Raw genomic sequence first — 17,886 nt, 5'->3', positions numbered from 1 at the left:
GGGGGAAATAATATGTCGTCTTTATATAGCTATGATATTCACCTGCCCAGCCAGCTTGATCCCAACCGTAAATATCCAACCATTTTTACACTGCATGGGAAAGGGTCCAATGAGCAGGATATGTTCGGAGTTGTAGGGCCGTTGTCAGAGGAATTTATTATCATCGGCATTCGTGGAGACCTTCCCATGAGTGGAGGATTCCAATATTATGAGCTGAAAAGTCTGGGTAATCCGCTGCGTGAGCAGTTTGATCGGTCTATTGAACAGCTTCAGGCGTTCGTACAGTATGCCACAGATAAATATCCGGTTGATCCTGAGAAACGGTATTTCCTCGGCTTCAGTCAGGGAGCGATTTTGTCGATGTCACTTGCGCTTACCCTGGGCAATCAGTTGAAGGGGATTGTAGCGTTGAACGGCTATGTACCTGATTTTGTGAAAACAGAATACGCGCTGCAAAGCATAGAGGACGTGTCCGTATTTATTTCCCACGGCGAATACGATTCTGTATTTCCAGTGAGCATCGGCCATGAGACGGCGGCATATTTCCAGACCAGGACTTCTCACTCCACATTCAAAACATATCCGACGGATCACGGTGTCTCACCAGATAACCAGCGAGATGTGCTTCAGTGGCTGCGTGAGGATGCGGGGATAAGCTCGAAGATGTAACCAGCCTTGGTATTCGTTTTTTTGTTGTAATAGGTTATTAGGCTGGTTGCCTTCTTGTCTTCGCGCCACTAGATCACTTTTTCTCCAACCTTCTTGCAGAATGAACTAAAAAGAACCATCTTGAGACAGATGGTTCTTTGTCACGAATACTTAAAAGGATTCATGAATAACTAATTCATTAAGGGAGAAACGTGTTGTTGAACGTGCAGGGGTTGCGGCTACACCAAGAGTGACAATCATGACAGGGACAAACCGCCCAGGAATATTCAGAGCTTCAAGCAGTCCTGCAGGATTAAATCCACCTATTGGACCACTATCGTAGCCTTTCGACTTGGCAGCTAACATGAGTTGCATAGCTGCGAGAGCTGCATTTTTGTTTGCTTCATCCCTAGCGAATTGAGGGCTTTGATAGCCTCCTTCGATTTGGGAGAACAAGATGTCTCGCACTGCTTTCGAGATGAATTCTGACTCATAAAGACGGTTATACATTTCTCTGCCAGTTCGGTTTGCCTCAAGATCACCGAGAATGACAACAACAGCAGAAGCATCTGAAATCTGTTGCTGTCCATAGGCGATCGGTTTGATTCGATCTTTTTGTTCTTGATTCTGGATAACCAGAAAGCGCCAGTGTTGAAGATTCCAGGCTGAAGGAGCTGTCGCGGCAAGTTCAAAAATTTCATTCAACGTTTCTTCTGGGATGATTACGTTTGTTTTATACTCTTTGGTAGCATGTCGTTCACGCAATATTTTCTCAATAACTTCTTCCGCGTTCTCAAAATTAGATGTATTATTTTGGTTCACAGTAGGTTCTTCCTTTCAAGTATCAAAGCTTATTATTTATATAGATCCAATGGTTTAGTGTTTGGATTGAGTTGCAGCGTAAGCAGCAAAAGGTGTTCCATCGTAGATCACTTGAACGGAGGAAATCTTGTTATCCTCTACGACGATGTATTCGGCAACCGTTGCATCCGGAACTGGAATAGTGTTGGAATGATATACGATCACAGCCTCCTTATTATCTCCAAATGCTGTAATGAGTGTTAGCTTGTTAATCATCCGGGCAAATCCTTCTGCAAAATTTTGGAATGATTCTCTACCTTCAAGGTTACCTAAGGGAGAGGTCGTAGTGACTTTGTCCGAAACCAGCGTCATCAGCTTTTCGATATCTTTATTTGCCATCGCTTCAAAATAAGCTTTTGCGATCACCAGTGCATTGTTGTTTTCATTTGTATTCATGTTGAATACCTCGCTTTCAGTTGGAATAATTACAATATACAAGCCTTCTACTGACAACAGTTTGTCAGTAGTTCTTCAACATACTTTCCACTTCTTTTTTGACACGACTTCGAAAGGATTCAGGTTTCAATACTTTAACATTAGATCCCCAGCTCAAAATCCAATGCAATAATTCCTCAGCATATCGAACACGGAAGTCTACATAATAGCCACTCGGAAGAAGCTCAGCATGTTCCATAAAATATATTTTTGATTCATCGACTTTATCTGCAACCTCGGGCTTAAATACGGTTCGAATGGTTACATGTCGATCATCTGCCGGACGATACGTATGCAAATTGAAGTCCCGAGGTAATTCGAAACTTTCGATCATTGTACTCACATCACTCATGCGAGATATTTTAAAATGTCGATGCTCTCCTCTGAGATCACACTGAGCCACAAGCAGCCACCCTCCTTGCACAAGAACTAATCCTAAAGGTGCGGCTGTTCGTATCGTTTCACGACTATTCTCCGATTCCGATATTCGCTTCGTATATTTGAAATGTATTTTCTTTCCCTCCATCATGGCAATACGAATCGTTTTTATATTGGATTTTTCCCTTTCACCTAATTCAGGGTCTTCAGATTGAAGTCGAAAACGAATACCACTGCGGATTCGATCAGTTTCATGACGAATGGGGTCAGGTAAGATCACTTCAATTTTTCCCCGAGAGGACTGAGCACTTTGACTATATTGATTATCAAATCGCTGTTCAATGAATTCGGCTCCAAGTAAAAGGGAGACCGCTTCCTCCACCGTAAAGCTAATCGGGGGTAGGAAATACCCTTCAATTAAAGAGTAGCCGTGTCCAGGTGCACCGATAATCGGAACGCCAGATTCACTAAGAGCCTGAATGTCTCGATAAATCGTACGTACACTGGTTTCTAACTTCTCCGCTAGTTCTTCTCCCTTTAGAACCTTCCTACGCTGTAGCTCCAATAAAATCGCTAATTGCCGTTCGGTTTTATTCAATTTCCATCCCTCCTGTGTTTCAGTTGTATTTATAAACCTGATTATTTTTAATCACTATAAAAAAACACTACTGACACTTGTATGTCAGTAGTGTTCTCTCCATCAGAATTTGGTCTATAGAAAGTAATGATTCCCGGTTGTCATCCTAGATTATTATTGCCCCGCGCTTTTTAAACGGAAAGATAATTAAAACGGTATTGAACATCAAAGGTAACAATAGTGCAGTCCTCACCGCCGGAAAATACGTCCTACCATCACCCTCCTGACACACTGTTGTCAGGAGACGAGCAGTATAGTTTTATGAGGGGTACACAGTTCCATGTGGTTTCTGTAGACGATCCAAAATCGCTGAAATGAAGGAGCTTAACTGTAATGGAGAATATAAGCAGTCATTTTCATTTTGCTTCTCCTCTTCTTGAGGGTGTAATTCGAAAAAAGAAAAATCGATTTGTTATGATGGTTGAACTGGATGGGGAGCTACACGATTGCCATTGTCCTGCTACAGGCAGTATAGGAAACATTGTCTTTCATGATATCCCATGTCTTGTTTCGCGTAGTAATGACCCTAAAAGAAAAACACAGTTCACCATTGAAGCCATTTCACTGGATCTACCATCCGTTGAATCGAAGTCATGGATTGGGATTAACCAAAATGCGGCCAATCGGTATATCGAACATTTCATCACAAGTGGTCAATTTAAAGATATGATTGGCGATTTCCAGACAGTCATCCGGGAAACGAAGCTTGGTAATTCAAAACTGGATTTTCTGGTGGATCAAACTTATGTAGAGGTCAAAACGCCATTAACCACTTTACATGTCGAGATGGGCGATCATATTGTAATCAAAAAAAACGCTGAATTTAATTCTTTTGAACGTTTTATCAAGCACATGGGTGAACTCAGTGGAAGTTTATCTATAAATGAACGTGCGATTTTGATTGTTTGTTTAGTTTATGAAAACAATGGATTCAAAGTTGGGAATTCTGGGAAACACAGCGGTTATGTTATGCAAACCGTTCAAAATTCCATCAAAAATGGAGTTGAAATCTGGCAAGTTGATTTACAAATTAATCCCGATGCAGTTAGCCTGACGGGCTATTACAACATTACCAATCAATTTTTAACAGGCGATATTATTTCTGAAGAAATATACAAATAGCTACTGACACACTTTTGTCAATTAAACTCCAATATAGTGATGCTACTGAAGAAAAATGATATTTGCTATTCATCTTCACCAAGCAACCATTAATTGTTTGTTAAAAAGAAGTATACCTTTACAGACAGAAAATAGACGGTGACCTAGCGGCGGATCTCATCTGGTTTTTGGAGCAGACAAAAAAGACCGATTCATTAAGAGTCGGTCTTTATGATCCTTATAATCTTTTTTTGCTTTTTCATCCTCTGATAAAATGTGACTCCAACATGCTCAGAGAAAGCTCGGCAGTAGTGGCTACCACGATATCCGCACCTTGCATTTGCGAAGGTGTTCCTACACCGACCGCAAACATCCCGGCACCCTTGATCGCCTGTATGCCAGCCTGTGCGTCCTCTATACCGATACAGTCGGCAGGCTGAACGCCCAGATTTGCGGCTCCGGTGAGGAAAATTTCCGGGTCAGGCTTGCCATGTCGAATGGCGGTAACATCCACCACACTGTCAAAATAGTAGGCTAGCTCCAGTCGCTCCAGGATAAACGTTGCATTTTTGCTTGCAGAGGCCAGCGCGATGCCGATTCGGGCTTCACGAAGTTCTGTCAGTAGCGCTTTAATGCCTGGAAGAATGTCCGAGGGCGTTACAGCTGAAATGAGCCGCTGATACTCCGTATTTTTCCGTGTGGCCAGTTCTTGCTTGCCTTCTTCTGAAAACTTATCGGACAGGTTACCGCGCGCCAGTATTTTGTCGAGCGATTCCGTACGGCTGATTCCTTTTAACTGTTCATTAAATTCCCGATCAAAAGGGATGCTCAGCGCTGCCGCCAAGCTGCCCCATGCCTGAAAATGATATTCAGCTGTATCTGTAATGACTCCGTCCAGATCAAAAATGACTGCTTTCATTTGGTTTCCCCCTGTCTGCCCGATTTATGAAACGCTGTTCGTCATTAACGACTGCCCACTGGTAATGTGCGTTGGCTCTCCATACAGCTCCAGCGTCAGCGGTTCTCCGTCCAACAGGGTAATGATCACTTCATTTTCCTGTACGAGAATACTTAACAAGCGACCGCGATAGTTGATTTTAAACGTATATTTGTTCCAGCCCTGTGGCAGGAAGGGGGAGAAGCTTAATGTTTCACGATACGTTCTCATCCCGGCAAATCCCTGTACAATCGCCAGCCAGCTTCCCGTCATGGAAGTGATATGAAGTCCGTCTTCGGTATCGTTATTGTAGTTATCCAGATCCAGACGGGCCGTCCGCTTATACATCTCGACTGCCTTTTCCTCCATTTTGAGTTCGGCAGCCAGCACGGCGTGAATGGACGGGGACAGACTGGATTCATGAACAGTCATTGGCTCGTAAAATGCAAAATTGCGCGCTTTTTCTTCCAGCGTGAACTGGTCTCCAAAGAAATACAGCCCTTGTAGCACATCTGCCTGCTTAATGAAGCAGGAACGAAGGATTTTATCCCATGACCATTTCTGATTTAGTGGAAGGTTGCTGGGATCAAGGGAGGATACAGGCTGCAAATCCTTATCCATAAAGGTATCGTGCTGTACGAAGACTTCCCGCTCCTCATCATAGGGATAATACATGTGAGTGATGATATCCTGCCAATGTGCAAGCTCATCAGCCGTAACCGCTAGATGCTCCGATTTTTCTGCTGAAATTTGAGGTAAGACCGATAATGTATATTTCAAAACCCATGCAGCCAGCGTGTTGGTATACCAGTTGTTATTGACGTTATTTTCGTATTCGTTCGGCCCGGTAACCCCGTGGATCATATACTGCTGCTGGCTTTTGGAAAAATGAACCCGGTCGGCCCAGAAGCGGCTAATTTCGACCAGTACATCTATTCCATATTCCCGTAAATAGCTCAGGTCCCCCGTATAGTTGGTGTAATTGTAGATGGCATACGCAATGGCCCCGTTACGGTGAATTTCCTCAAAGGTAATCTCCCATTCGTTATGGCACTCCACACCTGTAAAAGTGACCATAGGGTATAGTGCACCCCGTAGCCCTTGCTGGGCTGCGTTATGCTTGGCACCCTCTAGTTGTTGGTGACGGTACAGCAGCAGATTTCGCGTTACGTCCGGGTCAGCAAGCGCCAGGTACATAGGTACGGCATATGCTTCTGTATCCCAATAGGTGGCACCGCCATATTTTTCACCTGTAAAGCCTTTGGGACCAATGTTCAGACGGGCATCTTCGCCGTAGTACGTAGAGAACAGCTGAAAAATGTTAAAGCGTATTCCCTGCTGGGCCTCTGTATCGCCCTCGATTTCTACATCGGCTTTGTCCCAACGTCTGGCCCAAGCTGCGACATGCTCCTGCTTGAGCGAAGTGTAGCCTTTGTTCACAGCCTCCACGGCGATGCGTTCAGCTTGTGGAATCAGTGCATCCTTTTCCATATCCCGTGAGGTGGTAACCGCCACAATTTTTTGCAGCTGGATACTGTCGCCCGGAGCGACGCTGTATTGATAGTGGCGTGCAGCATACAAAAAGCTCTCTTCCGTCGTCTGCTGATCCTGCCCCTCGGTCACAATACCCATGGTAGCGTTTACGGTAAAGCGCGGAATACCGAAGGGATTATCTATAGTTGTTGTGGACAGGCTGATGAATTGTTCTTGAACCTCTCGGGCCTCCTCCAACCAAAAAACCTCATCATAGTTCGTGTCTTCATTCTTCGTATTGCCGTCCAGATAGGGGACAAGCTCTATGGTTAGAGGCTGCTCGCTTATATTCGTAGCTTGGTAATCAATCAGGCATAGCTCACGAGTGGTGAGGCTCAGAAAACGCTCCGTAGTGATACGGACCTGATCGTTCACGGTGCAGGTGCGTCGCAGGATGCCCTGTTTCATGTCCAACTCCTGCACAAAATCGCTGACGTGTGCCGTAAATAAGTCTACTTCCTCTTGGTTTACGATCAGACGGATGCCGATGAAGTTCATGGCATTGATGACCTTGCCAAAATATTCAGGATAGCCGTTTTTCCACCAGCCGACCTTTGTTTTGTCGGGGAACCATACACCGGAGATATACGTTCCCTGATGATGATCACCTGAATAAGCTTCTTCAAAATTGCCGCGCATGCCCATATAACCGTTGCCTATGGACGTTATGCTTTCCTGTAATCGCATGTGTGTGCTATGTAGAGTGTGTGTTGTCAGCTTCCAGCTATCTACGTCAAATAATCGGTTGTAAACCATGATTGTGTACCCCTCTCGGAAAATGAGATCGTTGTTTTAACGAAACCAGTATATGAGCGAGTTCAGTATATAGTGCAACCGTTTGCCCTGTCAACGCAAAAAAACTGATTTTATGGGTTTCCACAAAATCAGTTCTTGTTCATTCCTCAGAGAATCATAGTACCTGGCTGGACTCGCGTTCCACAATTCGGTGGGGAACAATGATGTGTTTGGTCAACTCTTTGGGGTCTTCGATTTTTTCAATCAGGCTTTTGGCTGCCTGATAACCTAGAGTGAAGATATCAATATCCACGGAAGTGAGAGGGGGATTCATCAGCTCAGCCAGCATTAGATTATTGAAGCTCACCATGGATAACTGCTCTGGCATGGACACGCCGAGCTGAGAGAGCATTTTCTGTACTGCCATGGCTACAAGGTCGTCGCTAACGATCATCGCGGTAGGCGGCGGGGTAGCCTGCAATAATGTGCGCATGTCCTCTAGATTAAATGGCTCCCTGACCACGTATTCCTTGGGTAGAGGCAAGCCCGCCTCTCGCAGCGCATCCTGGTAGCCTCGGAGTCTTTCAATATTCACGATCTGTTCATGATCACCGCCAACATAAGCAATGCGCTGATGATTCAGCCCAGTCAAATAAGTGACCACATCCTTAGCAGCCTGGTAGTTATCGTTGTCTACATGGGTAGTTTCACTGACAAATTGCTGAGGCTTACCGATTACGGTGTAAGGTATTTTTTCTTGATGAAGATACTCCACGATGCTATCTTTTTGCTTGGAGTACAGAACAATATAGCCGTCAACACGTCCGGTCCGGCTCATCAGCCTCACGCGGGATAGCAATTCATCACTCGTTTTTCCTGTGACAATGGACAGTGTATAGTTGTGCTCATTCACCCATTCGCTGATCCCGCGAAGGCTTTCCGGAAAGAAGGGATTTTGAAAGATTGCCACATCCGATTCAGGCATAATAATGCCAATCGACTGTGTGACACGGTTAGCTAGACTCTGAGCTGAATAGTTGGGTTCATAGCCAAGCGCCTTCATTTCTTTACGGACACGTGCCTTGGTGGCTTCGCTGATTTTGGGGCTGTCTTGAATGACACGGGATACGGTGGAAGTAGCAACATTAGCACGTTTTGCGACATCTTTGATGGTTACTGCCATCGTCTTCGTCTCCTTTTGCTATCTCAAGCAGGAAATATTATGTTCTATCATACGATATTGCTCGAAAATCAACAAATTCGCGGCTTTTTCGAGTTTTTACATCATCATTAACCAAGATATTTACAATTAGGGTATTGCCAATAGAAAGCGATATCATTATAATAATTGTGCAACCGATTGCATAATGTTTATAGGGTACGAACAACGCTGTACATACTATAAGGGATGGAGATTGAAGGAGCATGAAAAAACTTCTATCATTTGATTTTTGGCAAAAGCTCGGGAAAGCACTGCTAGTGGTTGTTGCTGTCATGCCGGCAGCAGGGATTATGATTTCGCTCGGTAAAGTAGTGGCGATGTTGGCTGGCGATATCCATTTCTGGTTGACTGTCGGCGGGGTCATGGAGAATTTGGGTTGGGGTATTATCAATAATTTACACATTCTATTTGCAGTGGCGATTGGTGGTTCCTGGGCTAAGGAACGAGCGGGCGGGGCTTTTGCTGCCTTAATTGCCTTTATTCTCATTAATATTTCAACAGGAACGATTTTGGGTGTGTCCTCGAAAATGCTAACCCAGGAAGGTGCCACCACCCACACTCTTTTTGGTGCATCCATTCCGGTTAGTGGCTATTTTACCTCTATCTTAGGGGCGCCTGCACTTAATATGGGTGTGTTTGTCGGTATCATCTCCGGATTTGTCGGGGCCGTGGTATTTAACAAGTACTACAATTACCGTAAGCTGCCAGACGCTTTAGCCTTTTTTAACGGTAAACGTTTTGTTCCTTTTGTCGTGATTTTATGGTCTGTCATCGTAAGTTTGATCATGTCTGCCATCTGGCCATTTGTTCAGGGGGGGATTAATCAGTTCGGTATTTGGTTGGCGACTTCGGGAGAGTCGGCTCCTTTTGTAGCGCCATTTGTCTATGGTACACTGGAAAGACTACTGATTCCTTTTGGACTTCACCATATGCTGACTGTTCCTATTAACTATACTCAACTTGGTGGCGTTTACACGACACTTACGGGTTCCGGGGCAGGAAGCGTCGTTGCCGGGCAAGACCCGCTGTGGCTGGCTTGGGCAAGTGACCTGAGTGCGCTTCGTGGTACCGATCCGACAGCCTACAATAGCTTGTTGGAAGGCGTGACGCCTGCCCGCTTCAAGGTAGGACAAATGATCGGTGGAGCAGGAATCCTTATGGGACTAGCGGTGGCTATGTATCGCCGTGTAGACAAAGATAAACGCAGCAAGTACAAGTCGATGATCTTTTCGGCAGCCGCAGCTGTCTTTTTAACAGGGGTAACGGAGCCACTGGAATTCATGTTTATGTTCGTAGCACCTGTGCTGTATGTGGTTTATGCTATTCTTACCGGTATTGCGTTCGGAATGGCCGACATCATACATTTGCGTTTACATTCGTTTGGTATGATTGAACTGCTGACCCGATTGCCGTTGTCTATAAATGCGGGTTTGGTGCAGGATATTATTAACTTCGTGCTGACTTGTGTGGTGTTTGCGGTAGCAACCTACTTTATCGCTTATTTTATGATCGGTAAATTCAAAATGGCTACGCCGGGAAGACTGGGGAACTATACGGATGAGGAGCCTCAGGGCACTTCCGAGGTGGGGAATACGAAGACAGAAGGTGTGGCAGCTGTTTCCACTCAAAATCAACTGGCTACGGATATCATCAAGACGCTTGGGGGTGAGCAGAACATTGTCGAGGTGGACGCTTGCATGACCCGTCTGCGTGTGACGGTGAAGGATACAGATGCCGTTGGGGACGAAAAGACGTGGAAAGCGCTGGGTGCCTTGGGCTTGATAAAAGTAGATAATGGGGTGCAGGCGGTTTACGGACCGAAGGCCGATGTGCTTAAATCAGATATACAAGACATACTCAACAGGTGATTACTTTGAAGTTGTTAACCTTAAATGCACATGCTTGGATGGAAGAAAACCAGCACGATAAGCTAAAGCAACTGGCTGCTTTTATTGATGAACAGCAGTTTGATGTCATTGCTTTGCAGGAAGTGAACCAGTCCATGGAAGAGACTCCTTTGTCGCCGGACGATTTGGGCGCTTACTATAGCGCAGATCCTGAAGTTGTCATTAAGCGTGATAACTATGCTTATGTGCTGAACGGGCTATTGTCCAACGCCTATCATTGGACGTGGGCTCCCGCGCATGTTGGTTTTGCCAAATACGACGAGGGTTTGGCGATTCTGTCCAAAACACCAATTACAGCTACGGTGAACGAATATGTTTCCTCGCTACAGGATTATGACAACTACCGCTCGCGTAAAATTGTCGGCATTCAAACTGTGGTGGGCGGAGTGCAGACCTGGTTTGTAAGTGGACATTATAACTGGTGGAATGATGAAGAATCCTTCCGTGGACTATGGGATCGTACAACAAAAGTGCTAAATTCTTTTGCTCCGACTCCTGTGTTCATGATGGGTGATTTCAACAACGCGGCTGAAGTACGCGGAGAAGGATATGACTATGTACTGCAATCCGGCTGGTCGGACACCTATCCGAATGCAGCAGTACGTGACGAAGGCCACACGGTGATTAAAGCTATTGCTGGCTGGGAAAGTAATGCGGAGCCGCTCCGCATTGACTTTATCTTCTCCAATAAGGCTGCACAGGTACAATCCTCAACCGTTGTACTGAACGGAAAAACAGGACCAGTTGTATCGGATCATTTTGGAGTTGCAGTTGAGTTGGAGCTGTGATGAGAAGAAAGGAGGCCAGTTGCTTATGCAATTGGCCTTTTTCTTATAGATTTCGACTTAAATCGAATGACATATTGGATAACTATAGCGATCAACACCAAAATCAAATTGTAGTAAAAGGGAGTGTTGATGCTAAACCGTTCCATGAGTGCACCTGCGATGATCGGAGACACAATGGCCCCCAATTCGGACAAAGATACGACGTTGCCGATAAATGAGCTTCTATTTTCCTCAGGAATAACATCCCCTAGTTGCGAGTAAAAGGAATCCAGATAGCTGGCTCCTCCTATACCTCCGATGAACATCGCTAAGTATACGATCCATGGTTCTGTGAACCAAAGAAATAAGATGATTTCCACCATGATCAACAATAGACCGATGATACAAAGCATCAAGCGATCCTTAAGTAGATCAGATATTTTGCCAATAAAGGGTGCTGATATGAAGGTTGATATGCCGATAATTGTAAAAGCTAAGCTAATTTCTGCGGGACTCCAATGGAGCTTGTAGGTTGCATATACAGAGAAGTACGTTAAAAATATAGCGAATGCACTCATTTCAAGAAAATGAACGGTAGAATAGACAAGTAACGGTTTCGTTAACATGGTTTTTCCTTTGGGTTTCAGAGGGGGCGAATGCTGTTCTTGTGGCTTTAAGGGAGAACTGAGGAAAGTCATTCTTGAAACGGCAACGAAGGATATACATGAGAAAATAGCAACGAAATAAAACGGAATGGATAAAGAAAAATAAGAAACAATAGCTCCACTCATAAGAGGCCCTAAAATCATACCGGCACCTTCACTGCTGCTGATATATCCATTGAGCGTGCCTCGATTCTCTGCGGTGCTCATATGGTTGATCGTGACTCTTACAAAGACGGTTAGCCCTATAGCTACCAAGCCTTGGAGGAGTCTCAGTATGGATAGAATGATGAAGCTTGTTGCAATCGGAAACAGGAGCATACAAGCGATTTCGGCAATGAGTAGGCTCAACCCCAAGCGTTTTGCGCCAATCTTTTCATAAATTCGTCCTGCCATGCCTCCACCAAGAAATCTTCCCACATAAAACAGAGAAAATAAAATACTCATGCCGAGTGTAGATATCCCGAATTGCTCTACATAAATAGCAAAGAGTGGAAGGATCATACTCCCACTCATGTTAGCAATAAGGCTGATCACGATCATACAGGCGATATTACGATTTAAATATAAGTGTCTCACCATAACCTCGAAACCTCTCTTTGATCTTGCATCATGGGAACCGTTATTCGGATTGCACCTGATTACGGATAAACGGCTTCAGGTCGAGTTAGCGGGTTCCCATATAGGGTACGCAAGCGAGTTCCTCGTGGTGCCTAAATCCCAATGCAATGATGGAGGTATGAAGCAGCGGATGGGGGAAATCTTGATTAGAGCGTGGTGTTGCCTTAAGCGGGAAAGCCGCCTCCTGGTGGTGGCCAAGCTCCATAAATCCGGCGTAGCAGTACGATTTCACCCAAATGATATGAATTGTGGGAAGCGATATTCCGCAGAAGTCCTGCTTTCGTTTCACCTGGGAAATGAGCTAGTGAATCATCCAGTTGCGCGGTTTCGGCAATCTGCACAGCCTGATCCACGCCCTGTAAAAATTCATTAATAACAGCCTGCCATGCCTCTTCGCTTTGCGGTCCAGTCTCTTCGGGCCAGCTTTCCATGACATTCCCCGGAAGCTGGGGCTTCCGTCCTTCCAAATGCTCCAACATAAATTGCTGCCAGTAAATCATATGCTTCAGCAGTTGGTAAATGCTGTAAGGCATTTCTGCATTTTTCTTCCCTGCCAGCTCGACGTCGATGTCTGGTAAAGCCCGAGCTACTCGAATATGTCCACGTTCCCCGACCAGTGATTTAACCAGTGCTTGACCGAATAATTGGTTTGCATCCGACATGTATCATCATCCCTTCTATGGAGAACTTGTTTCTAGCTTATTCTCATTTTACGATTATACAATTATATTTTTCAAAATGAAAATACCTACTTAGTTTGGAGTGAAACAGAAATAACTTTTAAAAAAGGGTTGATAATCATTCTCAATTTCACTAAAATAAAATTGTTTCAAGGGAAACAAAGTATCTACACTAGATATATTTTGCATATATACGGAAATGTTAAAGGGGAGCTTTCCGTATACATATATTGTTTTCTATGAAACAAAAATGGGCTATAATGAAAGGAGGAGTATGCCAAAGGAGTGACCATTTGTTCGTATGGAGAAAGCGACATCAGTTCAGCATGTTTATGATTTGCTCATTAAGATGAATCACCAGCTGGAGCAGCATCAGCAGAGAGAGAGCATGACTATTCTCGAAGAAATCCACGAGCATTTTGATGGAATTGCTTCGCTCAATCTGACGGATGTGCACGTCATTGACTGTATCGGGAGGCATGAGCCGATTAATGTTACGACATTAGCGGATCGAATTGAGCTGAGCAAGGGTACAGTTTCGAAAGTCAGCACCAAGCTGCTCAAGGAAGGCTGGATTCGCAGAACCCAGCTTAACGACAACAAGAAAGAAATTTATTTTCGGTTAACCCCGTTGGGGAAAAGACTCTTTCTTGTGCATGAACGACTGCATGTTAAGGTACAGCAGCAGTTATTTCAATTTTTAAATCGTTATAGCTCGGAAGAACTGAATGTCTTGAAACGTCTGCTGTCCGATGGTGTAGATCTCTTAGAAACTATGGAGTGGCAGGACAAGAGTCTGGACTAAAGGGATATCGAATCATCAACGATGGGCACCTGTTTTATCTCCGAGTAATAGATACATGGGGAGATGCAGGTGCTTTTCTTTTAATGTCAGCAGTTTGCATAATTCGATTCCCAACGCTCGAAGGTACAATATTTAGACGGACTAACCCGTTCCGATCTATATATTGCTGATTTGTGAATACTCTTGGGATTTATGCAAAATGCTTAGTGTAATAGCCGTTTTGCTTCCATATAGAGCACCTGTACGAACTTTTTCGTATTAATGCGGGCTTGGGACAGTGAAGGCTCCACATTGTTTTGCAGCTCCAGCATTTTTTTGCGGATTTCTGTAAAATCAAAAAATTTGGATGCATAATTTTCAAATTTAGGATGCGTATAGTCGGTCAATCCGAGCGATACTATATGGCTTAGCGTCTGGAAAATAGCGCGGCGGACACGTTGCTCCGATGCTTTGATTTCCTTACTCAGCTCTACTGCTGAGGCTGAAGCCCCCAACCGTTTGGACGCCACATTGGCAAATATATCCTTCAACGGCGGGAACAGGTAGGGAGATAGATTGCCTGTTTCCTCCTCATACTGGTCCAGAAATTCCAGCATGTCCAGTAGATCCATACTCCCGGCTTCCCCGATCATCCCCATTTCAGAGAGCAGAAACTGCCCGGAAGTTACGATGTTTCGGGTCGGTTCAATTGTTGCCGTTGGGTTATTCGATGTGAACATCGACAACCCTTGAAGCGTGCGCTGGATATCCGTAATCGATTGCTGCATGCGCAGACGCTCAGCCACCTTATGAATAACTGCAATAATCTCCAGTCGATTCAAAGGCTTGGCCACATAATATTCAATACCGAGCGAGTACGCCTCGCCGATCATGTTTTTGGATTCGATGCGAGAAATCATAATGATTTTGCCGCTGAATTGATCGCCGAGTGCACGCACGGTCTGAATGCCGTCACGAAGCGGCATCAGCAGGTCAATCAGCAATACATCAATCCGGTTCAACTCCAGGAGGCCGCTATTCACGTAGGTACCATCCTCTGCTTCCCCGATGACTTCCCCTAGACCTTCGTCTTCAATAATATCTGCCAGCATAGAACGAATTCCCTGATCGTCATCCACAATATAAAAACGCATCCGGGCTATCTTCCTTTCTCCGTCAGTTTCCGTAAAGGCAATGTAATTCTAAAAGTGGTCTGTAATCTATCCGTATTCTCTTCTTCATCCTGTTGCAGTTCAATCGTTCCTTCAAGGCTCTCCGCGACCTCACGCACATAAAACAATCCCATACCGGTCGACGGCTGTCCTTCCTCATCATACTTGGTCGTATACCCCGGTGTGAAGACCGTTTCCCGTTTCCGCTGAGGAATACCCGGACCGTTGTCGGTAACACTAAAGGAAGCTATATCCTCTTTTCCCGGGAGACAACGAATGGAAACGTCGATCCTTCCGTTGTCCTTCATTGCTTCAACCGCATTGGCTGTCAGGTTATTAATAAGTGTCAAAACGGTATAAACATGCAGCTTGGGTAACAAAGGATCGACATCTAGGGTAAAACGAATGGACTTGTCCAGCGATTGCGCATATTTGCTGTTCGTTCGGATGATTAGCTCCCCAAGCTCTTGAGAAGCCATGTAATGGACTCCGCTTTCGGCATCAATCAGCTTGGACAAACCAGCAAAAATCCGCTGGCTGTCTTTTTTGATCTCGTGAACCTGTCCGGAAATACGAAGTGCCTGTCTGGCGTAATGTTCTCTATCCTTCAGAGATTCATCCTGCTGTAGCTCACGGTACAGCTCGTAGCTTTCACGAGTGATTTGTTCTGCATGTGATAGTGTTTTGCCTAACTGGACCGACTCCTCATACAAGTCCGATACAAGGAGTAAAATTCGCTCTGTCTGCTGCCTTTGTGCCTCTTCATGCTGAACCGATTGATTTAGCCGAATCATATTATAAAACCCAAGCACGAAGAAGCTGCGGATCATAGCCATGAAAGCTACTTTGCTGATCTTAACGATGTCCCAGAAATCGCCGTCCATGCTCCACCGGACGCTAAGTTCCGACACACTTGCGGCAACCTCAATCCCTACAGAGAGGATGCCCACGCGGAGCGCGCGGTAAGGCTCAGCATTAATGTTAAGGACCTGGAAGAGCAGACCGTAGACCATGTAATAAAAAAAGGTAGGGCCATGTAGTGTCAGCAACTCTTCGAAGGGAAGATCGGGCTGAGTGTAATGATTGAGTAAGATGCGAAAGGCCACTACAGCTATCCCTGCAAGCACTCCCGATAATGCAGGCGGAATATGACGAATAGATAACAGAAAGAAAAAAAATACAGGCGTACCAAAGCTAAGACGGAATGTATTAGCGAACGGGTGAATATTCAGCTCACCTGCGAGCGGTACAAATACAAGCATGAGCAGGAAAAGGAGCGTATTCAACTTCATCCATATTCACCTCCTGGGTATTCAGTCAGAAAGGCAATGTGAGCTAAATTCACAGGCTCGCCGTTAAAGTTTGTGAATTTATAGAAAAAAATAAATGTGGCTGTAGATAATTGTCGTTTTTTATAGATCAGATTGTAGTATAAATAACATCATTTGAATATTAAGAACAGCATACTGCAAAAATATACAAATCAGCCAGGGGGGACACGAAATGAAAAAGATTAATTTGACGATGCAAATCTTTATCGGTCTGGCTTTAGGTATTATTATTGGTGCCTTATTTTACGGCAATTCAGGGGTGGAAGTCTACTTAAAGCCAATCGGCGATATTTTCATCCGCTTGATCAAGATGATTGTCGTGCCTATTGTGATCTCAACACTCATTATCGGCGTTGCCGGCGTGGGAGACATGAAAAAACTAGGTAAACTTGGCGGCAAGTCTATTCTGTACTTTGAGATTGTAACGACAATCGCCATCCTTTTCGGACTGCTTGTTGCCAACTTGGTTCGACCGGGTGACGGCGTGGATATGTCCCACCTGGCCAAGAGTGATATTCATTCCTATGTGGAGACTGCAGAGAAGTCAGGCCATAGCTTTATAGATACGATTGTGCATATTGTTCCTACCAATATTATTCAAGCTCTGGGCGAGGGAGATATGCTGGCTATTATATTCTTCTCCGTACTGTTTGGACTAGGGGTAGCGGCGATTGGTGACAAGGGCAAGCCCGTGCTGAATTTCTTTGAAGGCGTAGCCGACGCCATGTTCTGGGTAACCAATCAGGTCATGCGCCTGGCTCCGTTCGGAGTATTCGCACTGATTGGAACGACAGTGGCCAAGTTTGGATTGGCGTCGTTATGGCCATTATTGAAGCTTGTTTTGTCGGTGTACGGCTCCATGGCGCTGTTCATTGTGATTGTTTTCGGAATTATCGCCAAGCTTTGCGGTACCCGTCTCTGGACCATGATTAAAATTTTGAAAAGTGAGCTGTTGCTTGCATATTCGACGGCCAGTTCGGAAAGTGTTCTGCCTAAGATCATGGAGAAGATGGAGAAGTTCGGATGTCCTAAAGGAATTACTTCCTTTGTCATTCCGATTGGGTATTCTTTTAATCTGGACGGTTCCACCCTGTATCAGGCACTGGCTGCGATTTTCATTGCCCAAATGTACGGCATTGACCTGCCAATCACGACACAAATCACGCTGGTGCTAGTTTTGATTATTTCATCCAAAGGTATTGCAGGGGTGCCGGGTGCTTCCTTTGTCGTTTTGCTCGCTACACTTGGAGCAGTGAACCTCCCGCTGGAGGGTTTGGCTTTTATCGCTGGTATTGATCGCATTCTGGATATGGCGCGTACGGTAGTCAATGTATTAGGCAACTCGCTTGCCGCTGTGGTCATGTCCAAATGGGAAGGCCAATATGATAAAGAAAAGGGCGAAGAATACGTTGCTTCAATTAAATAAGATGCGACGAACTGAATAGTTGACAGAAAGAGCACCTTTGTGAAGTATT

General features: G+C 44.9%; 16 protein-coding genes and 1 pseudogene. 6 read left to right on the top strand and 11 right to left on the bottom strand.

The genetic code is table 11. The annotated features are described in order from the left end of the window. Positions 1-12 precede the first annotated feature (12 nt). A complete protein-coding gene (locus MKX59_RS26565; protein WP_068938356.1) occupies positions 13-669 on the top strand; it encodes an alpha/beta hydrolase in 657 nt (218 codons plus the stop codon). A 150-nt stretch (positions 670-819) separates the two neighbouring features. Here MKX59_RS26565 and MKX59_RS26560 read toward each other — a convergent pair whose 3' ends face one another. From MKX59_RS26560 to MKX59_RS26545, 4 genes and pseudogenes are all read right to left on the bottom strand, one after another. Continuing rightward, the gene (locus MKX59_RS26560) at positions 820-1,470 is read right to left on the bottom strand and encodes a nitroreductase family protein (protein ID WP_068938355.1); all 651 of its coding nucleotides are present in this window, start codon (positions 1,468-1,470) and stop codon (positions 820-822) included. 54 nt (positions 1,471-1,524) lie between these two features. Next, complete coding sequence (locus MKX59_RS26555; RefSeq protein ID WP_028541911.1) at positions 1,525-1,905, bottom strand: nuclear transport factor 2 family protein; 381 nt, start codon at positions 1,903-1,905, stop codon at positions 1,525-1,527. 64 nt (positions 1,906-1,969) lie between these two features. After that, complete coding sequence (locus MKX59_RS26550; RefSeq protein ID WP_028541912.1) at positions 1,970-2,920, bottom strand: helix-turn-helix transcriptional regulator; 951 nt, start codon at positions 2,918-2,920, stop codon at positions 1,970-1,972. Between the two features lie 157 nt (positions 2,921-3,077). Further along, a pseudogene (locus MKX59_RS26545) lies at positions 3,078-3,155 on the bottom strand (hypothetical protein); the annotation flags it as partial. Between the two features lie 137 nt (positions 3,156-3,292). On the opposite strand from MKX59_RS26545, the gene MKX59_RS26540 reads away from it, so the two are divergent. Further along, entirely contained in the window at positions 3,293-4,081 is a 789-nt protein-coding gene (locus MKX59_RS26540) for a DNA/RNA nuclease SfsA (protein ID WP_023986550.1), read from the top strand. 238 nt (positions 4,082-4,319) lie between these two features. Here MKX59_RS26540 and pgmB read toward each other — a convergent pair whose 3' ends face one another. From pgmB to MKX59_RS26525, 3 genes are all read right to left on the bottom strand, one after another. Further along, positions 4,320-4,979: a beta-phosphoglucomutase gene (gene pgmB, locus MKX59_RS26535; RefSeq protein ID WP_068938354.1), complete on the bottom strand. Its 660-nt coding sequence runs from the start codon at positions 4,977-4,979 to the stop codon at positions 4,320-4,322. A 24-nt stretch (positions 4,980-5,003) separates the two neighbouring features. Beyond that, positions 5,004-7,286 (bottom strand): glycoside hydrolase family 65 protein, encoded by a 2,283-nt coding sequence (locus MKX59_RS26530; protein WP_340859418.1) that lies wholly within the window; start codon positions 7,284-7,286, stop codon positions 5,004-5,006. Positions 7,287-7,440: 154 nt separating this feature from the next. Next, positions 7,441-8,448, bottom strand: coding sequence for a LacI family DNA-binding transcriptional regulator (locus MKX59_RS26525; protein ID WP_028541915.1), 1,008 nt, complete (start codon positions 8,446-8,448; stop codon positions 7,441-7,443). A 242-nt stretch (positions 8,449-8,690) separates the two neighbouring features. Between MKX59_RS26525 and MKX59_RS26520 the strand changes: the two genes are divergently transcribed. Beyond that, a complete protein-coding gene (locus MKX59_RS26520; protein WP_068938352.1) occupies positions 8,691-10,355 on the top strand; it encodes a PTS transporter subunit IIBC in 1,665 nt (554 codons plus the stop codon). 5 nt (positions 10,356-10,360) lie between these two features. After that, complete coding sequence (locus tag MKX59_RS26515) at positions 10,361-11,182, top strand: endonuclease/exonuclease/phosphatase family protein (RefSeq protein ID WP_068938351.1); 822 nt, start codon at positions 10,361-10,363, stop codon at positions 11,180-11,182. 23 nt (positions 11,183-11,205) lie between these two features. Here MKX59_RS26515 and MKX59_RS26510 read toward each other — a convergent pair whose 3' ends face one another. Further along, positions 11,206-12,405: an MFS transporter gene (locus MKX59_RS26510; RefSeq protein WP_068938350.1), complete on the bottom strand. Its 1,200-nt coding sequence runs from the start codon at positions 12,403-12,405 to the stop codon at positions 11,206-11,208. Positions 12,406-12,608: 203 nt separating this feature from the next. Continuing rightward, complete coding sequence (locus tag MKX59_RS26505; RefSeq protein WP_023986557.1) at positions 12,609-13,106, bottom strand: DinB family protein; 498 nt, start codon at positions 13,104-13,106, stop codon at positions 12,609-12,611. A gap of 319 nt (positions 13,107-13,425) precedes the next feature. Here MKX59_RS26505 and MKX59_RS26500 point away from each other — a divergent pair, with 319 nt between their 5' ends. Next, positions 13,426-13,929 (top strand): MarR family transcriptional regulator, encoded by a 504-nt coding sequence (locus MKX59_RS26500; protein ID WP_340859417.1) that lies wholly within the window; start codon positions 13,426-13,428, stop codon positions 13,927-13,929. Positions 13,930-14,132: 203 nt separating this feature from the next. On the opposite strand, the gene MKX59_RS26495 is transcribed toward MKX59_RS26500, so the two are convergent. Together MKX59_RS26495 and MKX59_RS26490 are read right to left on the bottom strand one after the other, a co-directional pair. Next, positions 14,133-15,062 (bottom strand): response regulator, encoded by a 930-nt coding sequence (locus MKX59_RS26495; protein WP_023986559.1) that lies wholly within the window; start codon positions 15,060-15,062, stop codon positions 14,133-14,135. A gap of 5 nt (positions 15,063-15,067) precedes the next feature. After that, positions 15,068-16,372, bottom strand: a complete 1,305-nt coding sequence (locus tag MKX59_RS26490) for a sensor histidine kinase (protein ID WP_340859416.1) — start codon at positions 16,370-16,372, stop codon at positions 15,068-15,070. Between the two features lie 211 nt (positions 16,373-16,583). Here MKX59_RS26490 and MKX59_RS26485 point away from each other — a divergent pair, with 211 nt between their 5' ends. Beyond that, positions 16,584-17,837 carry a cation:dicarboxylate symporter family transporter gene (locus tag MKX59_RS26485; RefSeq protein WP_023986561.1) on the top strand — a complete coding sequence of 418 codons (1,254 nt, stop codon included), beginning with the start codon at positions 16,584-16,586 and terminating at the stop codon, positions 17,835-17,837. Positions 17,838-17,886 lie beyond the last annotated feature (49 nt).

Origin of the sequence: Paenibacillus sp. FSL R7-0340, assembly GCF_038002205.1 — a bacterium.
Taxonomy (GTDB): domain Bacteria; phylum Bacillota; class Bacilli; order Paenibacillales; family Paenibacillaceae; genus Paenibacillus; species Paenibacillus polymyxa_B.
Note: the sequence above shows the minus strand (reverse complement) of the source record. Positions and strands in the feature narration are given on the sequence as shown.